At 72.8% G+C, this 22,183-nt stretch carries 23 protein-coding genes and 3 pseudogenes; 12 read left to right on the plus strand and 14 right to left on the minus strand.

Features of this window, described 5'->3' with window-relative positions; all coding sequences use genetic code 11:
* Nucleotides 1–45: 45 nt before the first annotated feature.
* The 7 genes from ACIOJE_RS13450 to ACIOJE_RS13480 all read right to left on the minus strand — a co-directional run bounded on the left by ACIOJE_RS13450 (nt 46) and on the right by ACIOJE_RS13480 (nt 6,463).
* Entirely contained in the window at nt 46–1,140 is a 1,095-nt protein-coding gene (locus ACIOJE_RS13450) for a sugar ABC transporter substrate-binding protein (RefSeq protein WP_400775895.1), read from the minus strand.
* Between the two features lie 331 nt (nt 1,141–1,471).
* Nucleotides 1,472–1,837 (minus strand): hypothetical protein, encoded by a 366-nt coding sequence (locus tag ACIOJE_RS13455; protein WP_280677627.1) that lies wholly within the window; start codon nt 1,835–1,837, stop codon nt 1,472–1,474.
* A gap of 127 nt (nt 1,838–1,964) precedes the next feature.
* Nucleotides 1,965–3,119, minus strand: a complete 1,155-nt coding sequence (locus ACIOJE_RS13460; protein ID WP_400775899.1) for a Gfo/Idh/MocA family protein — start codon at nt 3,117–3,119, stop codon at nt 1,965–1,967.
* The gene (locus tag ACIOJE_RS13465; RefSeq protein ID WP_400775902.1) at nt 3,116–4,366 is read right to left on the minus strand and encodes an NAD(P)/FAD-dependent oxidoreductase; all 1,251 of its coding nucleotides are present in this window, start codon (nt 4,364–4,366) and stop codon (nt 3,116–3,118) included. Before ACIOJE_RS13465 ends, ACIOJE_RS13460 begins: the two co-directional genes overlap by 4 nt.
* Nucleotides 4,363–4,581, minus strand: a complete 219-nt coding sequence (locus tag ACIOJE_RS13470; protein WP_400775905.1) for a ferredoxin — start codon at nt 4,579–4,581, stop codon at nt 4,363–4,365. Before ACIOJE_RS13470 ends, ACIOJE_RS13465 begins: the two co-directional genes overlap by 4 nt.
* Before the next feature lie 54 nt (nt 4,582–4,635).
* Nucleotides 4,636–5,874, minus strand: a complete 1,239-nt coding sequence (locus ACIOJE_RS13475; RefSeq protein WP_400775907.1) for a cytochrome P450 — start codon at nt 5,872–5,874, stop codon at nt 4,636–4,638.
* A 133-nt stretch (nt 5,875–6,007) separates the two neighbouring features.
* A complete protein-coding gene (locus ACIOJE_RS13480; protein WP_280677637.1) occupies nt 6,008–6,463 on the minus strand; it encodes a MarR family winged helix-turn-helix transcriptional regulator in 456 nt (151 codons plus the stop codon).
* Nucleotides 6,464–6,590: 127 nt separating this feature from the next.
* Between ACIOJE_RS13480 and ACIOJE_RS13485 the strand changes: the two genes are divergently transcribed.
* Nucleotides 6,591–7,040, plus strand: coding sequence for an ATP-binding protein (locus tag ACIOJE_RS13485; protein ID WP_400775910.1), 450 nt, complete (start codon nt 6,591–6,593; stop codon nt 7,038–7,040).
* A 177-nt stretch (nt 7,041–7,217) separates the two neighbouring features.
* Here the strand turns inward: ACIOJE_RS13485 and ACIOJE_RS13490 are convergent, their stop codons facing one another.
* The 3 genes from ACIOJE_RS13490 to ACIOJE_RS13500 form a co-directional block, all read right to left on the minus strand.
* Nucleotides 7,218–8,114: a neutral zinc metallopeptidase gene (locus tag ACIOJE_RS13490; protein ID WP_400775913.1), complete on the minus strand. Its 897-nt coding sequence runs from the start codon at nt 8,112–8,114 to the stop codon at nt 7,218–7,220.
* 194 nt (nt 8,115–8,308) lie between these two features.
* A complete protein-coding gene (gene fusA / locus ACIOJE_RS13495; protein WP_400775916.1) occupies nt 8,309–10,429 on the minus strand; it encodes an elongation factor G in 2,121 nt (706 codons plus the stop codon).
* A gap of 558 nt (nt 10,430–10,987) precedes the next feature.
* Nucleotides 10,988–11,911 (minus strand): DMT family transporter, encoded by a 924-nt coding sequence (locus ACIOJE_RS13500; protein ID WP_400775919.1) that lies wholly within the window; start codon nt 11,909–11,911, stop codon nt 10,988–10,990.
* A 49-nt stretch (nt 11,912–11,960) separates the two neighbouring features.
* Here ACIOJE_RS13500 and ACIOJE_RS13505 point away from each other — a divergent pair, with 49 nt between their 5' ends.
* The 4 genes and pseudogenes from ACIOJE_RS13505 to ACIOJE_RS13520 form a co-directional block, all read left to right on the plus strand.
* Nucleotides 11,961–12,566: a MarR family transcriptional regulator gene (locus ACIOJE_RS13505; protein WP_280677647.1), complete on the plus strand. Its 606-nt coding sequence runs from the start codon at nt 11,961–11,963 to the stop codon at nt 12,564–12,566.
* Between the two features lie 29 nt (nt 12,567–12,595).
* Nucleotides 12,596–13,153 carry a DUF6328 family protein gene (locus ACIOJE_RS13510; protein WP_280677649.1) on the plus strand — a complete coding sequence of 186 codons (558 nt, stop codon included), beginning with the start codon at nt 12,596–12,598 and terminating at the stop codon, nt 13,151–13,153.
* 210 nt (nt 13,154–13,363) lie between these two features.
* The gene (locus tag ACIOJE_RS13515; RefSeq protein ID WP_400775923.1) at nt 13,364–14,044 is read left to right on the plus strand and encodes an AAA family ATPase; all 681 of its coding nucleotides are present in this window, start codon (nt 13,364–13,366) and stop codon (nt 14,042–14,044) included.
* 127 nt (nt 14,045–14,171) lie between these two features.
* Nucleotides 14,172–14,705: pseudogene (locus tag ACIOJE_RS13520) on the plus strand (AAA family ATPase); the annotation flags it as partial.
* Nucleotides 14,706–14,712: 7 nt separating this feature from the next.
* Here ACIOJE_RS13520 and ACIOJE_RS13525 read toward each other — a convergent pair.
* A pseudogene (locus ACIOJE_RS13525) lies at nt 14,713–14,997 on the minus strand (winged helix-turn-helix transcriptional regulator); the annotation flags it as partial.
* Here ACIOJE_RS13525 and ACIOJE_RS13530 point away from each other — a divergent pair.
* The 3 genes from ACIOJE_RS13530 to ACIOJE_RS13540 all read left to right on the plus strand — a co-directional run bounded on the left by ACIOJE_RS13530 (nt 14,968) and on the right by ACIOJE_RS13540 (nt 17,192).
* On the plus strand, nt 14,968–15,093 hold the full coding sequence (locus ACIOJE_RS13530) for a DUF397 domain-containing protein (RefSeq protein ID WP_280677839.1): 126 nt from the start codon (nt 14,968–14,970) through the stop codon (nt 15,091–15,093). The pseudogene ACIOJE_RS13525 and the gene ACIOJE_RS13530 overlap by 30 nt on opposite strands.
* A gap of 322 nt (nt 15,094–15,415) precedes the next feature.
* Entirely contained in the window at nt 15,416–16,183 is a 768-nt protein-coding gene (locus tag ACIOJE_RS13535) for an alpha/beta hydrolase (protein ID WP_280677654.1), read from the plus strand.
* Between the two features lie 193 nt (nt 16,184–16,376).
* Nucleotides 16,377–17,192: an SDR family oxidoreductase gene (locus ACIOJE_RS13540; RefSeq protein ID WP_400775927.1), complete on the plus strand. Its 816-nt coding sequence runs from the start codon at nt 16,377–16,379 to the stop codon at nt 17,190–17,192.
* A 70-nt stretch (nt 17,193–17,262) separates the two neighbouring features.
* Here ACIOJE_RS13540 and ACIOJE_RS13545 read toward each other — a convergent pair whose 3' ends face one another.
* Nucleotides 17,263–18,204, minus strand: coding sequence for an alpha/beta fold hydrolase (locus ACIOJE_RS13545; RefSeq protein ID WP_400775930.1), 942 nt, complete (start codon nt 18,202–18,204; stop codon nt 17,263–17,265).
* Between the two features lie 82 nt (nt 18,205–18,286).
* Between ACIOJE_RS13545 and ACIOJE_RS13550 the strand changes: the two genes are divergently transcribed.
* From ACIOJE_RS13550 to ACIOJE_RS13565, 4 genes are all read left to right on the plus strand, one after another.
* A complete protein-coding gene (locus ACIOJE_RS13550; RefSeq protein WP_400775932.1) occupies nt 18,287–18,988 on the plus strand; it encodes a TetR/AcrR family transcriptional regulator in 702 nt (233 codons plus the stop codon).
* A 115-nt stretch (nt 18,989–19,103) separates the two neighbouring features.
* Nucleotides 19,104–19,430, plus strand: coding sequence for a nuclear transport factor 2 family protein (locus ACIOJE_RS13555; RefSeq protein ID WP_400775934.1), 327 nt, complete (start codon nt 19,104–19,106; stop codon nt 19,428–19,430).
* Between the two features lie 142 nt (nt 19,431–19,572).
* Entirely contained in the window at nt 19,573–20,079 is a 507-nt protein-coding gene (locus tag ACIOJE_RS13560; RefSeq protein WP_400775936.1) for a SigE family RNA polymerase sigma factor, read from the plus strand.
* A gap of 65 nt (nt 20,080–20,144) precedes the next feature.
* On the plus strand, nt 20,145–20,954 hold the full coding sequence (locus ACIOJE_RS13565) for a hypothetical protein (RefSeq protein ID WP_400775938.1): 810 nt from the start codon (nt 20,145–20,147) through the stop codon (nt 20,952–20,954).
* Nucleotides 20,955–21,022: 68 nt separating this feature from the next.
* Here the strand turns inward: ACIOJE_RS13565 and ACIOJE_RS13570 are convergent.
* A pseudogene (locus tag ACIOJE_RS13570) lies at nt 21,023–21,436 on the minus strand (dienelactone hydrolase family protein); the annotation flags it as partial.
* A 382-nt stretch (nt 21,437–21,818) separates the two neighbouring features.
* Nucleotides 21,819–22,169: a helix-turn-helix domain-containing protein gene (locus ACIOJE_RS13575; protein ID WP_280677667.1), complete on the minus strand. Its 351-nt coding sequence runs from the start codon at nt 22,167–22,169 to the stop codon at nt 21,819–21,821.
* Nucleotides 22,170–22,183 lie beyond the last annotated feature (14 nt).

Consider the following 22,183-nt stretch of genomic DNA (forward strand, 5'->3'; position numbering starts at 1 on the left):
TCTGCGGTGGTGGACTTGGACCCGGGGCGGGCTGCCTGCGGACGGCTACTTGAGGCCGGCGGCGGCGCAGGCGGCGGCGTAGTCGGCGGTGCAGATGTCGGAGACCTTGTAGAGGCCGTCGGCGACGACGGTGGAGGCGATGTTGGCCTTGGTGACGACCTTGGCGTCCAGGAACTTGGCGGGGATGCCCTTGTCGGTGGCGCTGTCGACGGTGGCGGTGGCGACGGTCTTGACGTCCTTGCCCTTCAGGAGGTCGACGGCCAGTTCGGCGGCGCTGTCGGCCAGCGGGCGGTAGGCCTTGTAGATGGTGAAGGCCTGGTCGCCGTTGACGATGCGCTGGATCGCGTCGAGGCCGGCGTCCTGGCCGCCGACGGGCACCTTGACGCCCGCGCCCTGGAGCTGGGTGATGATGGCGCCGGCCATGCCGTCGTTGGCGGAGTAGACGGCCTGAAAGCCGTTCTTGCCGAGCTCGGTGACGGCGGCGCCGATCTTCTGCCCGGCGACGGTGGCGTCCCACTGGCCGGACTGCTCGTAGACGATCTTCTTGACCTTGGTGTCGAGGATCTTGTGGGCGCCGGTCTTGAAGTCGGCGGCGTTGGGGTCGGCCTCGTCGCCGTTGATCATGACGACGTTGGCGTCGGAGGCCCGCGAACCGAGGGCGTCGACGAGGGCCTGGCCCTGGAGTTCGCCGACCTTCTCGTTGTCGAAGGAGACGTAGGCGGCGACCGGTCCGGTGGCCAGGCGGTCGTAGGAGACGACCTTGACGCCCTTGGCGGCGGCCTCCTGGACCCAGCCCTGGGTGGACTTGGCGTTGTAGGGGTCCAGGATGATCACCTTCACGCCCTGAGCGAGGAGGGTGTCGAACTGCTGCTTCTGCTTGGCGGCGCTGGCCTCGGCGTTGTTGTAGAGGACCTTGCAGTCCGCACACAGGGCGGCGACCTTGGCCTCGATGAAGGGGCGGTCGAAGGACTCGTAGCGGGTGGAGGAGGCGTTCTCGGGTAGGAGCAGCCCGATGGACTTGCCGTCTCCGGAGGCGGCCGCGTCCTTCTTGTCGCCGCCCGCCTTGCCGCAGGCGGCCATGGACAGGGCCAGTGAGATGCCGGTGGTGGCGATGAGGACGCGACGCAGTGCTGCGTTCATAGGGGTGCCTCTCCCTGACGTCGCCGCGGCTCTGCGGCGGGGTGGGGGGAGTTAAACCTGAACGCGTACATGACGTCAATAAGTAAAGTCAGACTCCGGGAAATGCGCCTCGACTCGTTATCTTCATGAACACTGATGGGGAGTTGAAACCTGGAGGAAGCTCCAAATGACGGAACGGCGGGACCCGTAGCGGGGCCCGCCGTTCAAGAGTCGATCAGCATGATGGAGCGTCAGGACGGCGGGGGCGCCCGCCGGTCCCCCGTGCGGCGGGCGCCCCCTGTGCGGTGGTGGTGCCGGTGGTGGTGCCGGTGGTACGGGTGGTGGCGGTGGGTCAGGGGCGGTCGAGGGTGATCGAGTTGATCGGGCCCAGGTCGTACCAGACGCCGTTCTGCGCCGCGATGTCGTAGACGCAGTCGCTGCCGCCCGAGCCCCGGCACAGGTGGGCGTGCGCGCCGCCGCTCTGGTTGTTGAGGACCCAGTGGTTGCCGTTCTGGTTGCTCAGGTTGTGCGCGCCGTAGCTCCAGTACACGTCGCTGGGGCTGGAGGCCGGGTTCTGGTTCTGCGGGTAGACGCAGACGGCGCCGGACGGGCAGCCCGCCCAGGAGCCGTCGGCGGCGCCGGCGCTGCCGGTGCCCAGGGCGGTCAGGGCCGCGGTCGCGAGGGCGAGGGCGGCGACGGCGTGGGTGATCCTGCGCATGGGTGGTTCTCCCTTGGCTGGTGAGCGGCCTGACGTGCGGTCCGGCCCGTGCTCAGCAGCCTAGGAAGGCGGCCGTGGCGGCGGTCCCTGACATCTGACAGGGGCGCGCCGCCGCGCTGCAAGGGGCTTACGGGCCCCAGGGTGCGAGCGTGGTCCTCCGGCCCGTCCGTGCCGCCTCTCGGATCTGTTCCAGCATGCGGTGCCGCCGGACGGCGTGCCGGAAGTCGGGAACGCCGTCCGCGCCCGGCGCGAGGCTCCCGGTGATCTGCTCGCGCAGCAGCGCGTACTCGTGGGCGACGTTGTAGGCGGGCTCGGCGGCTCGCTCGGTCCAGTGTGTCAGCGACCGCTGGTAGCGGGCGGGGACCGGGAGTTCGGCCAAGCCGCCGTCGTCGCCCCGGGCGCCGGACAGGCGCAGCCGCCCCATCCACCACAGGTCGTGGTCGGCCTTCACGACGAGATCGCCCTGGGTGCCGTTGATCTCCCAATAAAACCCGGTGGCGCGGGATGTGCCGCCGCGGAAGTGCATCGTGGCCACGGCCCCCGATTCGAGCAGACCGGTCACGGCGATCTGGTCCTCGGTGCTCTTGGCCGCGACCGCCCCGCTGGTGACGTGGGTGACCTCGGGGCGCAGGTTCTCGATGTGCGCCGATGCCTCGCGGAACTCGCCGAGCACCATGGTCAGCGCGTCGACCGAGTGCCCGAAGGGGATCGACAGCAGGGTGGCGCCGCTCGTGACGTCCAGCACGTACGCGTGGTCGTCGTCGTAGGTGGCGCCCCAGGGCCCGCCCCAGCCGAGCATGCTGGTCGACAGCACCCGCCCCACGTAGCCTTCGGCGACCAGGTCGCGCAGGTACCGCAGCGGTGGGGCCGACCGGGCCTGCAGGCCGACGGCCGTCAGCAGTCCCCTGCGGTGCGCGAGGTCGGCCAGTTCCTCGGCCTGCGCGAGGTCGGCACCGAGCGGCCACTCGCTGAACACCGTCTTTCCCGCCTCGAGCGCGGGTCGGATGAGTTCGAGGTGGTGCGGCACCTTCACCGTCACGACCACGAGGTCGACTTCCTCGCTGCGGGCCAGTCCTTCCGCGCTGCTGAAGGTCAGCGGTACCGCGTACTTCTCGCCGGCCGCGCGCGCCGATGCGGCGCTGCTGGCGCTGAGGGCCCGCAGCTCGTATCCGTCGAGCCCGGTCAGTACCGGCACATGGGCGGTGGCCGCCCACCCGCCGCGCGCGCTCAGACCCACGACGCCGACGCGAATCGGTCGCTGACGAGGGGAAGCGGATGTCATGAGTACACCCCAAGTGTTCGAGGTCGTATGTTCTCCCGGCAACGATCACCAGCGAGTGGAGGACACGGCCCGGTGTCCGTGACGGTGGTCCAGAGCGCGCGCTCGACGACCAGTCGGCGCAGCGTGCGCAGTTCGCGGGGGGCGTTCCAGCCGAGCACGCCGGTCACCACTCCCTGGTGGCCGTAGGCGGCGGTGAAGCGGCCGTTGGACGGGTCGCCGGAGATGACGCGCAGGTCCGCGTCGGGTGGGAAGATGCCGTACGCCTGGATCCTGGTGTCGTACTGGTCGGTCCAGAAGTAGGGAACGGGGGCGAACGGGATGGCGTCGCCGAGCAGGTTGCCGGCTGCCGCGACGGCCTGTTCGGCGGCGTTCGTCCGGTGTTCGAGCCGCATGCGGGTGGCGAAGTGGGTGTTGTGCCAGGAGGCGACGTCGCCGGCGGCGTAGATGCCGGGTGCGGCCCGGCACCACGCGTCGCACACCACTCCGTCCGCGAGGCTCAGGCCCGAGCCGGTCAGCCAGCCGGTCGCGGGTGCGGAGCCGACGGCCATGACGACGACATCGGCCGGTAGCGTGGTGCCGTCGCCGAGTTCCACTCCGGTCACCTGGCCGCCGGTGCTGCGCAGTCGGCGCACCGGGGTCCCGCAGCGCAGGCGGGTGCCGTGGACGCGGTGCAGGTCGGCGACGAGCGCGCCGATGCGGTCGCCGAAGGGGTGGCGCACCGGGACCGGTTCCGGTTCGACCAGGGTCACCTGCAGGCCCATGGTCCGGGCTGCCGCGGCGACTTCGGTGCCGAGGAAGCCGGCACCGACCACGACCACCCGGGGCCCGGCGAGCAGTGCGGCGCGCAGGGCGAGGGCGTCGTCGAGGGTGCGGAGGACGTGGACTCCCGCCAGGTCGCTGTCGGGCAGGCGGCGGGGGGTCACGCCGGTGGCGATGATCAGGGCGTCGAAGCGGATGGTCTCGCCGGCGCCCAGGTGCACCCGGCGGTGCGCGACGTCGAGGGCGGTGGCGGGCTGTCCGAGGCGCAGGTCGGCCTCCAGGCGCGCGAGATCGTGCGGGGAGCGCAGGACGACTCGTTCGGCGGGCCGGTCACCCGTCAGGATCTGCTTGGACAGCGGTGGCCGGTCGTAGGGCGGACGGGGCTCGTCGCCGATCAGGGTGAGGTGGCCGTCCCAGCCGCGGCCGCGGAGGGTCTCGGCGGCGGTCAGGCCCGCGGCCGAGGCCCCGACGATGGCGATCCGCTTCACCGTTCGCCCTCCTGCTTCCCCTGTTCCGCCAGCCAGATCGCCTGGGCCGGGCAGAGGGTGGCGGCCTGCCGGACGTCGTCCGTCAGGTGCTCGGGCGGGGTCTCGGTGAGCAGGACGACGATGCCGTCCTCCTCGCGCTGGTCGAACACCTCGGGTGCGGTCAGTACGCACTGGCCGGAGGCGACGCACTTGTGCTGGTCGACGATGACCTTCATCGGAACTCTCCTTGTCTGCTTGGCACTTGGCCCCTGCTTGGCAGGTGGCCGCGGTCACCAGGTGACGGGCAGCTCGTAGACGCCGTAGACGGTCCCGTCGTGCTTGAACGGGATCTGGTCGAGGCCCACCGCCAGCCGCAGGGTGGGGATGCGGCGGTAGAGGGTGCTGTAGACGACCTGCAGTTCGACCCGGGCCAGCGGCTGGCCCAGGCACTGGTGGACGCCGAAGCCGAAGGCCACGTGGTGGCGGGGGTTGCGGTCGACGTCGAGCCGGTCGGGGTCGGGGAAGGCGGCGGGGTCGCGGTTGCCGATGTCGTTGGCGAGGACGACGCCCTCGCCGGCGCGGATGGTGACCCCGCCGATCTCGATGTCCTCCCGGGCCACTCGGCGCCGTCCGCTGTGCACGATGGTCAGGTAGCGCAGGAGTTCCTCGACCGCCGAGGCGATCGGCTTCGGATCGTCGCTCGCGCTCACCCGGGCCAGCTGGTCCGGGTGCCGCAGCAGGGCCAGGGTGCCCAGCGCGATCATGTTCGCCGTCGTCTCGTGCCCGGCGATCAGCAGCAGCATTCCCATGCTGGCCGCCTCGTGCCGGGAGATCTCACCGGCGCGGACCCGCTCGGCCAGCGTGGAGAGCAGGTCGTCGGTCGGGTGGGTCAGCTTGTCACCGATCAGCCGGTCCAGGTAGTCGAGCAGCAGTTGAGTAGCCGCCCGCGCCTGCTCCGGGGTGGTGGTGCTCCTGACCAGGATCCTGCTGTTGGTCTGGAAGAAGTCGTGGTCGGCGTACGGGACGCCGAGCAGCGCGCAGATCACCAGTGACGGCACGGGCAGCGCGAACGCCTGGACGAGGTCCACCGGCCTGGGGCCGGCGAGCATGGCGTCGATCAGATCGTCGACGATCTTCTGGATGGCCGGCCGCAGTGCTTCGACGTGCTTGATGGAGAAGGCTGCGGTGACCATCCGGCGCAGTCGGGCGTGTTCCGGATCGTCCATGGTGATGAAGGTCCGCGACTGCCTGCGGCGTTCCTTCGCGGCCGGGCTCTGGTGGGGGTAGTGCGGGTGGGTGCTGTCCGAGCCGATCCGTGGATCGGCCAGCAGGGCCCGCACGTCCTCGTAGCGGGTGACCAGCCACGGGGTGGTGCCGTTCCACAGGTGCACCCGGCTGATCGGGGCTTCGGTCTGCAGGGTGTGCAGGGCCGGCGGCGGGTCGAACGGGCAGCCGGCTGCCCGGGTCATGGGGTAGTCCGGCGTCTCCGCCGGCGGGACGTCGGTGCCGGGTGCCGAGATGGTGCTCATGGTTCTCCGCCCTTTCGGAAGTCCGACAGGAGGGCAGGTGCCAGGATCGGGGCCCGGCGCGCGCGGCGCGACGGGGCAGCGGAGCAGGTCCTGCCGTCTGCAGGAGGAGGCGCCGAGGAGCGTGTCTCCGGGGTCAGGAAGCCGATGCGCCGCGGAGCATGCGCCGGACGATGGGCAGGGCCGTGTGCATGGCCTCGCTCAGCGCCTGCACGTCCTGCTCGGGCAGCGTGGCCAGCAGAGCGGCCACCCGGGCTCGCTGCGCGCGGTGGCGCTCGGCCAGCAGGTCACGCCCGGCATCCGTGGTGGCGACAAGGCAGACCCGCCCGTCGGCGGGGTCCGTCGACCGCGATGCCAGGCCCTGGCCTTCCAGTCGCTGGACCAGTGCGGTCATCGACGGCTGGGCGATGCCTTCCGCCGCGGCCAGCGCGGTCAGCCGGATCGGACCTTCCCGTTCCAGCCGGCCGAGTGCCGCGGCGGTGGTCAGGCTCATGCCCTGCCGGTCCGACAGAAGATGCCTGACCAGCCCGGTGGCCAGCTCGTTCAGCTCCGCCGCCACCTCCTGGAGACCCTCTTCGGGTGTCTCATCCATATCTCCACCTATATCACTCATCTATATTGACTGTCTATATATCTGGGTGATATAGGTGGGAAGTGGATCGTTAACGGTTCTGGTCACAGCCAAGGCGCCACCCCGGTGCCGGAAGAAGGTGATGACCGTGACCTCCACCTATGGCCCGACCGTCTCCCCGCGGCAGGCCGCCGTGCGGCGCACGCGGGCACCGGGCCACGCCTGGCCCCTGGCGCACTGCCCGGAAGCCGCCAAAGCAGCCCGCACGATCACCCGAGTGGTCCTCGCACAGTGGCGGGTCGCCGACGAGGCGGCCGACTCGGTCCTGCTGACCGTCTCCGAACTCGTCACCAACGCCGTCGAGCACGCTCAGCCGCCACTGCACCTCGAACTGAGCCGCGACCCGGGCACCCGGCGGGTGCACATCGAAGTCCGCGACGGAGGCCCTGCCGTCACGGAGAGCGCCTGGGCAGCCAGCCGCACCCGCGGCGAGCACGGCCGCGGCCTGCAGATCATCGACCAGCTCACTGCCGCGCACGGCGACCGCGCGGAGCCCGGACACGCCATCCACTGGGCCGACGTCGCCATCGCGGCCTGACCCGACCGACGTCAGGAGCGAGACCTGCTCCGGTACCTGGCCGCGCCCCGCGCGCGTCCGGCCGCGGTCCCGGTCCTGCCCCCACCGGGCAACGGGCTGCCGAAAGGGGTCGACCGGTCAGGCGGTCAGCCGCTCACTGACCGCCTTTGGCCACTGACCGTATTCGGAAAGACTCGGCTAGAGCTTGCTGAAGGTGTCGCACTGGGCGAGGTCGCCGGTGCGGTAGCCGGTGGTGAACCAGGTCTTGCGCTGCTCGGCCGAACCGTGCGTCCAGCTCTCCGGGTTGACCCGGCCGGTGGCCTGCTTCTGGATCCGGTCGTCGCCGACGGCCGCGGCCGCGTCCAGGCCCTGGGCGATGTCCTGGTCGGTGAGGGAGGCGATCAGCGGCCGGCCGGTGGAGGGCTGCGGGGTGGTGGTGGCGTGGTGCGCCCACACCCCGGCGTAGCAGTCGGCCTGCAGCTCCAGCTTCACGGCGGCGCTGTTGGCGCCCTGGCGGTCGTTGCCCACCTTCTGCATGGTGCCGGTCAGGGTCTGGATGTGGTGGCCGTACTCGTGCGCGACGACGTAGGACTCGGCGAAGGGCCCGCCCTTGGCGCCGAAGCGGGCCGACAGCTCGTTGAAGAAGCCGAGGTCGAAGTAGGCCTTCCGGTCGCCGGGGCAGTAGAACGGACCGACGGCGGAGGTCGCCGGGCCGCAGGCGGTGGAGACCTGACCGGTGAACAGCACCGTCTCGGCGTTGCGGTAGGCGATGCCGGTGCGCCGCGGCAGCTCGGTGCGCCAGAAGTCCTGCAGGCTGTTGGTGACCGCCACGATCCGGCAGTCCTGGCGCTTGTTGGCGTCCGCGCCGGTCTTGCAGGCCTGCTGCGCCTCGCCGGCGGTGTGCGCGCCGCCCGAGCTGGTGGCGCCGCCGCCGGAGGACAGGCCCAGCAGCTGGGGGTCCACGCCCAGGACGACCGCGAACAGCACCGCGATCAGGCCCACCGCCCCGCCGCCGATGGCGACCTTCCCGCCCGGGATCCCGCGCCGGTCGTCCACCTGCGAGGTGTCGAGGTCGCCCTGGTCGTCGAACTGCATGCCCCTGCCCGTTCTGTCTTGTTCGTCAGTGCTGGTGACGGTCTGTGCCGGTGACGGCCCGCCCAGCCTACGGGCAGCGGGCGACGACGCCGCGCAGCTGGGCGGGGTGGTCGGCCTGAGGGCGGGGGCGGTCGGCCTGCGCAGGACTGCGGGACGCCCGCCCCCTGCCGGGGTGGCAGGGGGCGGGCCGGTGCTCACGCCGTCGGTGCCGGGGCGTAGCCGGCCGGACGGGTGGTGAAGGTGCCGCGGCCCTGGGTGCGGCTGCGCAGCCGGGTGGCGTAGCCGAAGAGTTCGACCAGCGGTACCAGCGCGGTGACCTGCGCCGTGCCGGTGCCGGCTGTCGTGGTGGCCTGGACGTGGCCGCGGCGGGCGGCGAGGTCGCCGAGTACGGCGCCGAGCGCGTCCTCGGGGACGGTGGCGTTCACCTGGGCCAGCGGTTCCAGCAGGTGCAGCCGTCCGGTGCGCAGGGCCTCGCGCAGGGCCAGGCGGGCGGCGGTGCGGAAGGCGAGTTCGGAGGAGTCCTTGGGGTGGGTCGCCCCGTCGGTGAGGGTGACGGCGACTCCGGTGACGGGGTGGCCGGTGAGCGGGCCCTCGGCGAGGGCGTCGCGGCAGCCGGCCTCGACGGCGTGCACGTACTCGCGGGGGACCCGTCCGCCGGTGACGGTGGAGGTGAACACGAAGTCCTCTTCGGTGGTGTCGTGTCGGGCGGGGTGGGCTGATTGGTCGGGCTGGACGGGCTGGATGGGCTGGACGTCGAGGACGAGGTGGGCGAACTGGCCGGCGCCGCCGTCCTGTTTGGCGTGCCGGTAGACGAAGCCGGACACGCCCTCGACCAGGCGCTCGCGCAGGGCGACCTGTGGGCGGCCGGCCACGGCGTCGATCCCGTTGTCGCGGCGGATCTTCTCCACCGCGACCTCCAGGTGCAGTTCGCCCAGGCCGGAGAGGGTGCGCTGGCCGGTCTCGGGGTCGGTGCGCAGGCGCAGCGAGGGGTCCTCCTCGGTCAGGCGGGCCAGGGCGGTGGCGAGTTTGTCGGTGTCGGCGGTGTGGCGGGCCTCGACGGCGACGGTGACCACCGGTTCGGCGCTCACGGGGGCCTCCAGGAGGATCGGGCGGGCGGGTGTGCACAGGGTGGCGCCGACGCGGGCGGCCTTGGGGCCGATCACGGCGACGATGTCCCCGGCCAGGGCGTGGTCGGTCTCGGTGTGGCGGTCGGCCATCACGCGCAGGATGCGGGCGACGCGTTCGGTGCGTCCGGTGGTGGTGTCCAGCACGGTGTCCCCCCGGTGCAGGGTGCCGGCGTAGATGCGCAGGTAGGTGAGGCGGCCGGTGGGGGCGGCGTTGACCTTGAACGCCAGGGCGGTGAAGGGCTGGTGGGGGTCGGGGGCGCGCTGTTCCTCGGTGGTGTCGGTGGTGGTGCGGGCGCCGCGTACGGGTGGGACGTCCAGCGGGGAGGGCAGGTAGGCGGCGACGGCGTCCAGGAGCGGTTCGATGCCGCGGTTGCGGTAGGCGGAGCCGCACAGCACCACGACGGCCTCGCCGGTGCGGGTGAGGTCGCGCAGGGCGGCGGCCAGGGTGGCGGCGCTGAGCGTTCCGCGGGAGCAGAACTCCTCCAGGGCGCCGGGGTGCAGTTCGGCGACGTTCTCCTCCAGGGCGCGGCGCCGGGCTGTCGCCTCGTCGGCGAGGTGCGCGGGCACCGGGCCCTGCCGCATGTCCGCCTGGCCGTCCGGCCAGGTGAGCGCGCGCAGGTGGAGCAGGTCGACGACGCCGGTGAAGGCGTCCTCGGCGCCGATCGGCAGTTGGACGGCCAGCGGGAGCGGGTGCAGGCGCTCGCGGATGGAGGCGAGTGCGGTGTCCAGGTCGGCGCCGGCGCGGTCGAGTTTGTTGACGAACGCGATCCTGGGCACGCCGTGCCGTTCGGCCTGGCGCCAGACCGACTCGCTCTGCGGTTCGACGCCGGCCACTGCGTCGAACACCGCCACGGCGCCGTCCAGGACGCGCAGTGAGCGTTCGACCTCGTCGGCGAAGTCGACGTGGCCGGGGGTGTCGATGAGGTTGATCCGGTGTCCGTCCCAGGCGCAGCTGACGGCGGCGGCGAAGATGGTGATGCCGCGGTCGCGTTCCTGCGGGTCGAAGTCGGTGACGGTGGTGCCGTCGTGGACCTCGCCGCGTTTGTGGGTGGTGCCGGTCAGGTAGAGGATCCGCTCGGTGACGGTGGTCTTGCCGGCGTCGACGTGGGCGAGGATGCCGAGGTTGCGGACGGCGGCGATGGTGGCGGTGGTGGTGTTGGTGGCGGCGATGGTGCTGATGGTGCGCATGGCCCGGTGCCTTTCGGAGTGACCCGTGGGTCAAGGGGGGTGGGCGCGCGATGGTGCCGACGGATCGTCAGATGTGGTGTCACGGAAGGCCGTTGTGGCAGGGCCTTGCGGTCAGACGGTCGCGGCGGTCTCCCGGTGCCGGCCGCGCAGCGGGCACCGGAGGGCCGGGGACACCAGGATCACCTCGTACCGCGACGTGGGAGAGACGGCGGCGGCGCTGCGCTTCGGCACGGCCGGTCCCTCCCTCTCACCTTGTCGTCACGGGAGCGCGCCGGGGCCCTCGGGGCGGCGGCGCGCGTCTGCGTGGCGAGTGTAGGGAAGCCGGGGCGGGCGCGGCACCGGGTTTTCGGTGCCGCGCCCGCCCCTGGCGGGGGCCGTCACGCGACGGCCGGCCGCTCGGCACGGTACGGCGGCGCTCTTCTGCGGGCCGCGACGTTCTCCGGGCCATGGAGTTCTCCGGGCCGTGGAGTCGGACGCTCTCGTGGTGAACCGGCCGCCAGGGTCCGCCCGGTGGTCGGGCGGGCGCGGAGGCCGAGCGGCGCGCCCGGGCCGGGCCGGCTAACTCGTCGGCCGCCGCCCCGACGGCACCGCCGGGCTCCGGCCGCGGCCCGTCGGTTCGGCGGCGGGTGCGGGCGGCCGGGTGCGGGGGCGGCCCAGCAGGACGCCGGCCAGGACCAGGGCCAGTCCGCACAGCCGGCGCGCGCCGAGCCCCTCCCCCGCGAGCGCGACGCCCAGCAGGACGCCGGCGAGCGGGTTGAGCAGGCCGAGCAGGCCGACCGTGCCGGCCGGCAGGTGGCGCAGGCCCGCGAACCAGAGGGCGAAGGCGAGCGCGGTGGCCACCAGCGTGACGTAGCCGAAGGCCGGCAGCGTGCGGGCGTCCATCGCCGGGGGCGCGCCCTCCACGACGACGGCGACCGGCAGCAGCATCAGGCCGCCGGCGGTCAGTTGCCAGGACGTGGCGGCCAGCGGGTCCGCGCCGTCGCGCCAGCGGGCGGCCAGCACGTACCCGACGGAGGAGACCAGCATGGCCGCCACCGAGGCCGCCAGCCCCGCCCCGTCCACCGCGCCGCCGGCGCCGAGCAGTGTCAGCGCCACCCCGCCCAGGCCCACCACCGCGCCGGCCAGGTGGGCGCGCTGCGGGTGCTGCCCGGCCAGTGCCCAGGCGGTGAGCAGCATCGCCAGTGGGGAGGCGGCCATGACGGTGGCGGCGGTGCTGGTGGGCAGCAGGTGGGAGGCGAGGTAGAGCAGGACGAAGAACACCGCGGTGTTGAGCAGTCCGAGCAGGGCGCTGCGCCACCACCAGGGTCCGTGCGGGCGGCGGCGGGCCAGGGCCAGCAGGAGCAGTCCGGCCGGCAGGGCACGCAGGGCCGCGCCCCACAGGGGGCGGTCGGCGGGCAGGTAGGCGTGGGTGACGTAGTAGTTGGCGCCCCAGGCGAGCGGTGCGACCGCGGTCAGCAGGACCCACCGCAGATTGGCTTCCATGGAAGGCAATATATCTTCCCGGGAAGATAGTGGCGGTAGGATGGCCGCCATGGAGCACCACCAGCACCAGCACGCCCAGGTGGGCACGGGGACCCCGGCAGGCTCGGGCGCCCATCCGGGCGTGGGCACCCAGCCGGGCCCGGACGCCGACCACGTGGCGCTGATCCAGGCCGCGTGGCGGCGCGAACGCCCCGACCTCGACGTCTCCCCGCTGGCCGTCATCGGGCGCCTGCACCGCCTCGCCGCCCGCCTGACCGGCGAACTCACCCTGGTCTACGCCCGCTACGGCCTCAGCGAGGGCGAGTTCGACGTCCTGGCCGCGCTGCGCCGCGCCGGCACCCCCTACGAGCGGGCGCCCGGCGAACTCGCCGCCCACACCATGGTCACCACCGGCGCGATGACCAAGCGGATCGACCGCCTCGAACGCGCCGGGCTGGTCACCCGCCGCCACGCCGAGGACGACCGGCGCGGGCGCGTCGTCGCCCTCACCGACGCCGGCCTGCGGCTGATCGACGAGGCGTTCACCGCGCACGTGCGCAACGAGCACCGCCTGCTCGCCCTGCTCTCCCCCGAGGAGTCCGCCGCCCTGCAGTCCCTCCTCACCACCTGGCAGCACCGCCTGGACGGCACCCGGCCGGGCGCCGCGGACGGCTGACCGCACGGCGGGCGCGCAGAATGTGACACATGACCAGCACCCCGCAGCCGTCCCAGCCCGAACCCCGGCCCGAACCCGAGCCGCAGTCGCAGCCGCATCCGCAGCCCGCCGCCCCGGCGGCGTTCGGGCCGGAGAGCCCGGGAGCCCGGGCCGACCGGCGGCTGGTGGAGCTGCTGCAGGAGCTGCGGGTGCTGCAGACCGGCGTGCAGATCGTGTTCGCGTTCCTGCTCGGGGTCGCCTTCACCCCGCGCTTCGCCGAACTCACCGACGGCCAGCAGGACATCTACGTCACCACCCTGCTGCTGGCCGTCATCTCCTCGGCCGTGCTCGCCACCCCGGTGGCACTGCACCGCGGACTGTTCCACCACCCCGGCAAGGCGCGGATCGTCAAGGTCTCCGCCCACGTCGCCCAACTGGGCCTGCTGCTGCTCGCCTGCGCGCTCACCGGCGCCGTCCTGCTGGTGCTGGACGTCGTCCTCGGGGGCGGCACGGCCGTGGCGATCACCTGCGTGGTCGCGCTGATCTTCGCCGGGCTGTGGTTCGTCCTGCCCTGGGCGGTGCGCCGCCCGCTGCGGGACGCCGACTGACCCGCCTGCCCCCAGGACCGTGTCCCCGCTTCCCGTCACCCGCGCCACGCCAGCGGCAAGCGGGCGCGGGTGACGGACGGGACCGGGCCGGGCCGGCTGTCGGGCGCCGGGGGCCAGGCCGGGGAGCCGCACACCTCCCTCACCCCTCAGAGCCCGCCCGCACCCGAAACCGCTTACCGCCCCGCCCGGACCGGCGGGTACCGTGCCCGGATGCACAGCAACGACAGCGACGACGGGGGCAGCAACGCAGGCGGCTGCGGGGACAGTGGCAGCAACGCAGGCGGCTGCGGGGACGGCGGCGCGCCCGCCTGGGACGTCCTGCTGCTCGGCGGGGCCTCCGGCATCGGCAAGAGCCGCGCCGCCGCCCATCTCGCCCGGTGCAGCGGCGCGTTCGTGGTCGAGTTCGACGACGTCGTCGCCGCCCTCCACGCCGCCACCACCGCCGAGGGCCACCCCGGCCTGCACCACTTCGACGCCCTGCCCGACCCCGACGCGCTGCCCGCCGACCGCGTCCTGGAGCTGCAGATCGCCACCGCCCGCGCCCTGGAACCGGCTCTGCTCGGCGTCGTCCGCAACCGCCTCACCGTCGACGTGCCCGCGATCGTCGAAGGCGACTACCTCACCCCGGCCGCCGCCGCCCGCATCGCCGCCGAGGCCGCCGGACGGGGCCGCCGCGTGCGCGCGGTGTTCCTGCACGAGGGCGACCCGGCCCGGATCAGCGCCAACTACGGCCGGCGGGAACCGGATTGCGGCCCGCAGGAGCGCCGCGCCACCGTCAGCGCCCGCTACTCGACCTGGCTCGCCGACCAGGCCCGCACCCACCACCTGCCCGTCCTGGACTGCCGCCCCTACCCCACCCTCGCCGACCGCCTCCACCACACCCTCGCCTGACGCCCGGGCCTGGGGCCCGCACCGGCCCCACAACGGCCGCACCCGCCACCGACACGCCCAGCCCCGCCCCCTCCCCGCCGAGAATGGGGACGAGGGCCGGCACGCACCGGCCGCGCCGGGAAGGGGACGAGCGGTGCTGATCGTGGTGAGCGGCGGGCCGGGCAGCGGGAAGACGACGCTGGCGCACGCGCTGGCGCGGGCGGTCGGCTGCCCGGCGGTGTGCCGGGACGAGCTGAAGGAGGGCCTGGTCCACGCGGGCACCCGCGCCGGGAACCCGAACGAGGTGGTGCGCGCGGCGTTCTTCGACGTCCTGGGAGTGCTGGTGCGCGCAGGGGTGAGCGTGATCGCCGAGGCCGCGTTCCAGGACCGGCTGTGGCGCCCCGGCCTCGCGCCGCTCGCCGCGCACACCGAACTGCGCATCGTGCACTGCCAGGTGGACCCGGCGGTGGCCCGCGAACGACTCCGGACCCGCCTGGCAGCGGACGGCCGCCGAAGCGCCCACGCCGACCGGGACCTGCTCGCGGCCCCGCCCGGAGCGGGCAACCTGCTGGACGACTTCACCCCGCTGTCCCTGCCCGCGCCGCGCCTGTGCGTGGACACCACCGACGGCTACCGGCCGCCGCTGGCGGACATCACCGCCTTCACCTCCCCACATCCCTGACGATCCGTCAATTCACCAGCCCATCATCGTAGTCGGCGCGCGCGGCGAGAACCTCGGGCAGGTGCGACTCAGCCCACGCCTTGATCGCCTGCACCAGCGGGAGCAGGTCGCGGCCCAGCGGGGTGAGGGCGTAGTCGACACGGGCCGGGACGGTGGGGGTGACGGAGCGGGTGAGCAGGCCGTCGCGCTCCAGGGCGCGCAGGGTCTGGGTGAGCATCTTCTCGCCGACGCCGGCCAGGCGCCGCCGCAGGTCGCGGTAGCGCTGGGGCCCGTCGGCGAGGGCGTCCGCGACTCCAAGAACCCCAGCGGTCGGGCTCTCCTCTTCCCCTCCGCCGCCCGGCGATCCTTCGTCTCGGCTGTCCGCACCGGCGAGTTCGACGCGCGCTGACAGCAACTCCCGGCCCCGCCGCCCCACCCGGGGCGGCGGGGCCGTGCCGTTCCAGCACGGAAAGTCGGTCTCGTCGACTTCCCGCTCCTCACCTACCGTGGTGGCCAGGGCGTGCCTGGAGTCGTGATGACGTGGCAGGAAAAAGGTTGGCGGGATGATCACCGGGCTGGTAGCTTTCGGTCGACCGTGACGCCGCCTGAGGAGGTGAGACCCATGAACGCTGTATCGACGTGGGTGCTCCCCCTTCCCGTCACGGCCGGCGATTGACGTAGGCGTCGCCGGGAGCGCCTCGCCAACAAGGCACTCCCGAAAGGCAACACCCATGCACTCTCTGCAGTTCACCGCCGAGTCGTCGTCGAACGGCATGCTCGAACGCGACTTCATCGTGGGCGGCGTCCCCGGCGTCCTCTGGTCGCCAGCCTCCAACGCGGCCGATCGCGCACCCCTGATCCTGATGGCCCATGGCGGCGGCAACCACAAGAAGCACCCGGCGATGGCCGGCCGAGCCCGCCTCCTCGTGGCTGGCTGCGGCTTCCACGTCGCCGTCATCGACGCGCCCGGTCACGGCGACCGGCCGCGCACGGCGCACGACGAGGCGGAAATCGCCGAGCTGTTCCGGGCGAGGGCGGCGGGCGAGCCGGAAGGCCCGATCGTCGTGCGCTACAACGACCACCTGGCGGAGCTCGCCGTGCCCGAGTACCAGGCGACCCTCGATGCTCTCCAGGAACTCCCGGAGATCGGCACCGACGGGCTGGTCGGCTTCTGGGGCATCAACATGGGCACCGCGATCGGCGTACCGTTCGTGGCAGTCGAACCCAGGATCACGGCCGCGGTCTTCGGCCAGCACTGGCCCGATGTCCTAGCCGAGAAGGCGAAGCAGATCACCATCCCGATCGAGTTCGACCTGCAGTGGGACGACGAGCACATCTCGCGCGAGGCCGGCCTCGCGCTGTTCGACGCCTTCGCCTCGAAGGAGAAATCGCTGCACGTGAACTCGGGCAAGCACAAGGAGCTGCCCAGGTTCGAGGCCGACAGCGCGGTCCGGTTCTTCGCCCGGCACTTCGGCCCACCGATCACCTCGCCGGCGTGACGTGCACGGTTGCGGCGCCGGACGACGGGGTGCACCGACCCGGACCAGGGCCGCCTGGACGGGTAGTCCCGAGACCCGGGCGGTATCGGCGGCCCGGCCCTGGGCAGGGATGGAGGATGTCCGGCGTCGGGCCGTGACAACCGGAGACCGGCCCCGGACTTCCGGCCGGGGCGGCACGAGGGAAGAGGCGATCGTGGGACAACTGGACGGCAGGACCGCACTGGTGACGGGCGGCTCGCGCGGGATCGGGCGCGCGGTCGCCCTGCGGCTCGCCGCCGACGGGGCGCTGGTCGCGGTCCACTACGGCAGCAACCAGGCCGCCGCCGAGGAGACCGTGGCACTGATCGCCAAGGCCGGCGGCCGGGCCTTCACCGTGCAGTCCGGGTTCGGCGAGAGCGGCGCGGTGGACCGGCTGTTCGAAGGCCTCACCGCCGCACTCGCGGAGCACGGCGCGGAGCACGGCGCGGACCACGGCGGAGACCACGGCGCCGACGGTCTGGACATCCTGGTCAACAACGCGGGCATCCACGCGATCGGCTCGATCGGACAGCTCACCGAGGAGGAGTTCGAACGGCTGCTCACCGTCAACGTGCGCACGCCGCTCTTCGTGATCCAACGGGCCCTGCCACTGCTGCGGGACGGCGGGCGGATCGTCAACATCGCCTCGGCCGCCACCCGGATCGCCACCCCCATCCAGATCGGCTACACCGTCACCAAGGCGGCACTGACGGCCCTCGGCGCACCGCTCGCCAACGAGCTCGGCCGACGCGGGATCACCGTGAACACCGTCAACCCCGGCGTCATCCGCACCGACATGACCGCCGGATTCTCCACCGCCCCCGAGGCGTTGACCGAAATCGAATCGATCACCGCACTCGGACGGATCGGCGAACCGGAGGACGTCGCGGACGTGGTGGGTTTCCTCGCGGGCCCGCAGGGCCGCTGGGTGACCGGCCAGACCATCGACGCCTCCGGCGGCACCTACCTCGGCCCGATCCCCGCCCAGTAGCCCCCGGCCCCGGGCAGGCACCGGGGGGCCTGCCCGGGCCCGGGGTCGGCGCCCCCGGGCAGCGTCCACCTCAGCGGGGGCGCGACGGACGAGGCCGCGGGCTGCCGGCCGGGTCGGCGACCGGGCCGGCAGCCGGGTCGGCAATGAACTGCAGCAGGTGCTCATTGACCAGGTCGGGGCGTTCCAGGTTGAGTCCGTGGCCGGCTCCTTGCACGATCTCGGCCCGGACTCCCGGGATCAGCGCGGTGACCCTCTTCAGCACCTGGTGCGGCCGGAGCAGGGCGCTGCGGCTGCCCACCAGGACGAGGGCGGGCAGCCGGATGGAGCTCAGTTCCTCGTCGGTGAACGGCCTGGCCGCGGGGCGGGTGTTCGGCTTGTAGGTCCGCATGCCCAGCATCAGGGGGGCGATCATCTCGGGTGGTGAGCTGAGGGCGGGGTTGGCGAGCAGCCGTCCCAGCGCGGGGCGCAGACGCCGCGGGGCGAGCATGGCGAACAGGCCGCCGATCATGTGGGCGTAGAACCGTGCGGGGACCTTCTCGATCCCGCCGGGGTCCAGCGGCGCGATCGACGCGAGGCGCTCGGGTGCGTGGACGGCCTGGTTGAGGGTCAGCCAGCCGCCGTAGGACAGGCCGACCAGGTGGATCCGTTCCAGTCCGAGGCCGGCGAAGACCTCGCTGAGCCAGGCCGCGTTCTCCGTGGAGCCGGCTGCGACGGCGCGTTGGACGCTGCGGCCGGGGTCGTCGAGGGTGTCGATCGCGTAGACCGGGTGGCGCCGGCCCAGGGCGGCGATCTGCGGGTACCAGTTGGAGGGATGTCCGGCGTGGCCGTGCAACAGCACGATCGGTTCGCCGCTCTGGGGTCCGTAGTGGTGGACGTGGACGGTGCCGTAGGTGGTTTCGACGTCGAGTTCCCGGCGGGGACTCGGCCACAGCTCCATCGCCTGGTCGTAGGCCGCAAGGAACTTCGCGCGGGCTTCCTCGCTGACGAAGTGTCCGATGCCTGTCCTGGTCATGTTCCCTCCCGGTGCACGAGATGCACGAAACAGCAGCACTTGATGGTATGTTTGTACCATAAAAACGTTTGAAGGGAACCCGATGCCGAAGCTGGTGGATCACGAGGAGCGGCGGGCCCACATCATCGACGCGCTGCTCCGCTCGGCCGCTGACAGCGGGCTGCACGCCGTCACCATGCGGTCCGTCGCGGTCGAGGCGGGCGTCTCGGTACGGCTCGTGCAGTACTACTTCGACACCAAGGAGCAGTTGCTGCTCGCCGCCATGGCCCGCCTGGCCGTCCGCATGGGCGAGCGGATCCGCGACCGCGTGAGGACGGCCGGGTCCTCGACGGCTCCGCGCGACATCATCGAGGCGGTCCTGCTCGAAGCCGTGCCGACCGACGAGGAGAGCCGGACCTTCCACCTCGTCTACACCGAGTACGCGGTGCTCTCCGTCACCGACCCCGCACTCGCCGGCCAGTCGTTCCTCTCGGCGCCCAACGAGATGGAGGACTTCCTGGTCGGCCTGCTGACCGCCGCCCGGCAGGCCGGGGACACCGATCCGCGCATGGACGCCCGTCAGGAGGCCGTCGTCCTGCTGGCGGCCTCCGCCGGCCTCGGCCTGAGCGTCCTGCTCGGCCAGCGGACGGCGCAGGACGCGGCCGCGGTCCTGCACTACCACCTCGGCCGGCTCTTCCCCGGTTCGCGGGCCTCCGACGGCTCCGGCGGTTTCGGCGGCTCCGACAGCTCCGGCGGCTCCGGCGGCGACGGGAAGAGCAGCCGCGTGCATCGGCCCCGGCCGTAGGCGGGATCCGCAGGAGAAGCCCCGGTGCCGGGCCGTCGGTGCAGGTCGGCCGTGTCGGCATCGAACGCCGGTTCGCGCTGGACTCCCTGGTCCGCGCCCGCCATGATCGGCAGTCATGAGTGAACCAGCGCTTGTGGTCGATCGGCAACTGGCCGCGTACAACAATCATGACCTCGACGCCTTCGTGGCCACCTACGCCGAGGACGTGTCCATCACCAGACGCGACGGCAGCAGCCTGCACGGCCGGGAGGCCCTGCGTGCCGTGTACGGCCCCATGTTCGCCGCAGGCCGGTGCCGGGCCGAGATCGCCGGCCGGCTCACCGTGGGCGACCGGGTGGTCGACCACGAGGTCGCCCACGGCTTGGCCGCCGACCCGGTCCGGGTGCTGGTGGCCTACCGGGTACGGGACGGCCTGATCGACCGCGTCGACTTCCTCGGCTGACACCCCGCCCCCGCCGCCCGCCGCCGCCTCCGCACCGCCCGGTGAAGGAGAAGGCGTCCCGTCCGCGCGACATCCCGACGCCTCACGTAGTCATGAGGGGTATGCACGGGGATCACAGCACAAGGGAACAGGCGGGAACCGAGTGAAGTCAGCACAGGAGGATGAGTACCTGGAGTTCGTGGCCGCGAGGGCGAAGGCGCTGTACCGCTCGGCGTACGTCCTCGCGGCCGGCGACTCGCATCTTGCCGAGGACCTGGTCCAGGAAACCCTCAGCCGGGTGTACGTGCACTGGAACCGGGTGGCCGGTGCGGACAACCCGGGGGCCTACGCCCAGACGGTTCTGGTCCGCACCTTCCTCAGTCTGCGGCGTCGGCGGAGCACCGGCGAGCGCCCCATCGCGAACCTGCCCGACGGTGCGGCGTCCGGCCCGGACACCGCGCTGCGGCTCACCCTGCTGGACGCGCTCGGCCAACTCCCGCCCCGCGACCGGGCGGTGCTCCTGCTGCGCTACTGGGAGGACCGCAGCATCGAGGAGACCGCCCGGATGCTCAGGCTGAGCAGCAGTGCGGTCCGCTCCCAGGGCACCCGTGCACTCGGCAGGGTGCGGGCGTTGCTCGGCGACAGCCTGTCCGACCTGGTCCCGCACTGAGCGGCGGGCCCGCAGGCCGAATCCGCCACAACCCTCCCATCAGCGACAGAAAAGGTGACACCGGCATGCCGTTCGAAGCAGACCTCGCCCATGCCCTGGACCGCACGACCGACTCCCTCGAACCCGATCTCACCACGCTCCTGAGCGGGGCCGTCGAGCGCGGGCGCAGCCGTCGGCGTCGGCGCAACGCCGGCGTCGTCGCCGGGGTCGGGGGCGCCTGCGCCGTGATCGTGGCGGCCGGCCTGGTGCTCCCCGGCGTGCTCGCCGGGACCCGCTCCGCGGGATCCGACATCGAGCCGGCGGCGCTGGCGATGCCGCGTTCCGCGGTCACCGACACCCAGATGATCGAGGCCGTGGAGATGATGTTCCCCGGGGCCCGGTTCAGCCAGGCGAGCGGGCAGAGCAACAACCCCTCGGATCCGTCCGCCGGGCTCGTCGCCAACGGTGCGGTGCTCGTCGACGACGGGCACGGCCCCGCCTTGGTCGGCGTCTCGGCCCTGCGGCTCAAGCTGCCGCTCAGGGACGGCGACGGGCTGAGCTGCGACCAGAAGAAGTCCGCGCGTGCCGCAGGTGACACCTGCACGGTGAGCGAGCTGCCGAGCAGTGCCGCGCTTCCCGGCGGGGCCGTGGTGATGTCGGAGCAGAACGCGGCCAAGCACCCGGCCGGTGCCGACACCGCCCGCCGCTGGACGGTGACGGTGACCCTGAAGTCGACCGGCGCGCAGCTTCAGCTGGTGCAGTGGAACAGCACCGGCGGCGGCAGCGGCGCCGACACACCGAAGCCCACCCGCGCCACTCCCCCGCTCTCCGAGCAGCAGGCGGTGGCCGCACTCACCGGTGCCGTCTGGGCGCCGGTCCTCGATGCCGTCGGCTGACCTGCTGCGCCGCGGAGTTCGGGGAATCGCGGCTGCCGGGCGGATCACGGCGTCACGGGCAGGCATTCGGCGAGCAGGTCGACGACGTCGCGCCCGAGTTCCAGCGCGATGGCGCCCCCGGTGCCGTAGCCGATGGCGGCGATCCGGTCGGGGTCGGTCCGCGGTTCGGCGCGCAGTACGTCGAGTGCCGCGTGGCCGATGCCCCGCATCCGGTCGGGGTCGGCGAGCAGCGGCATCACGCGGGCCAGCATCTCCTCGGGGTCGGTGAACCAGCGCCCGCCGTGGAGGTCGAAGGCCAGTGCCACGTAGCCGAGTTCGGCGAGGGCGTCGGCCCGGCGGCGCTGGAAGTCGTTCAGGCCCGGCCCCTCGGGCCCGATCAGGACCGCGGGTCGGCGGTCGGCACCGGCCGGGAGGGCGAGGTGCCCGATCATCGTCAGGCCGTCGGCCGGGTACTCGACCGTGCGTGTGGTGACCGTCGTCAAGGGACTGGACGGTAGTGATCGTCGGGCCCGGTCGGGCCGGTGTTCACCGCCGGCGCAACAGCCCGTGGGTGGGCACTGCGGACGGCTCCGGTCCTGACCGAGCACACCGGCACCAGGGCGCCAGGGCGCCACCGGGCGAGAACGTCCTCGCAGAGCACCCCGTCACCGTTTCCCCGAGCCGCGGTGATGTCCCACAGACCGGAGCCGGTAGCGGTCGACCGGCCTGGTCCGCGGCCCGGAACCACGGTTGCCGAGCAGCTCACGTCGAACCGGGCAGTGGCCACTTTTTAGTGGGTACTTGTCGGCGCGCGGGGGCGAGGCGAACCTGGTGGTGGGCGGTCGCGGGGCCGCCGGGTCCACGCGAGACGGGGGTGTCGAGGTATCAGGAGGCCGATCGGGCCTCGGCGAGCTTCTCCAGACGGCGATGGCCCCAGTCGGAGACGGGGGCCAACGCCTGCGAAAGCTCGCGGCCGAACGCGGTCAGGGAGTACACCGTCTTCAGCGGCAGCCCGTCGTGCACCTCCCGGTGCACCAGCCCGTCGGCCTCCATCTCGCGCAGCGCCTGGGTCAGCACCTTCTCGCTGAGGCCCGGCAGCCGCCGGCGCAGCTCGCCGGGGCGGTGCGGACCGGACTCCAGCAGCCACAGGAGAACGGTCTTCCACTTGCCGTCGATCACGGCGATCGCGGCGGTCACTCCGCAGACATTCGTTTCCTGGGCACGGCTGCGCGTCATCCTCGTCCCGTTCG

Origin of the sequence: Kitasatospora sp. NPDC087861 (assembly GCF_044742585.1) — a bacterium.
Lineage (GTDB): Bacteria > Actinomycetota > Actinomycetes > Streptomycetales > Streptomycetaceae > Kitasatospora.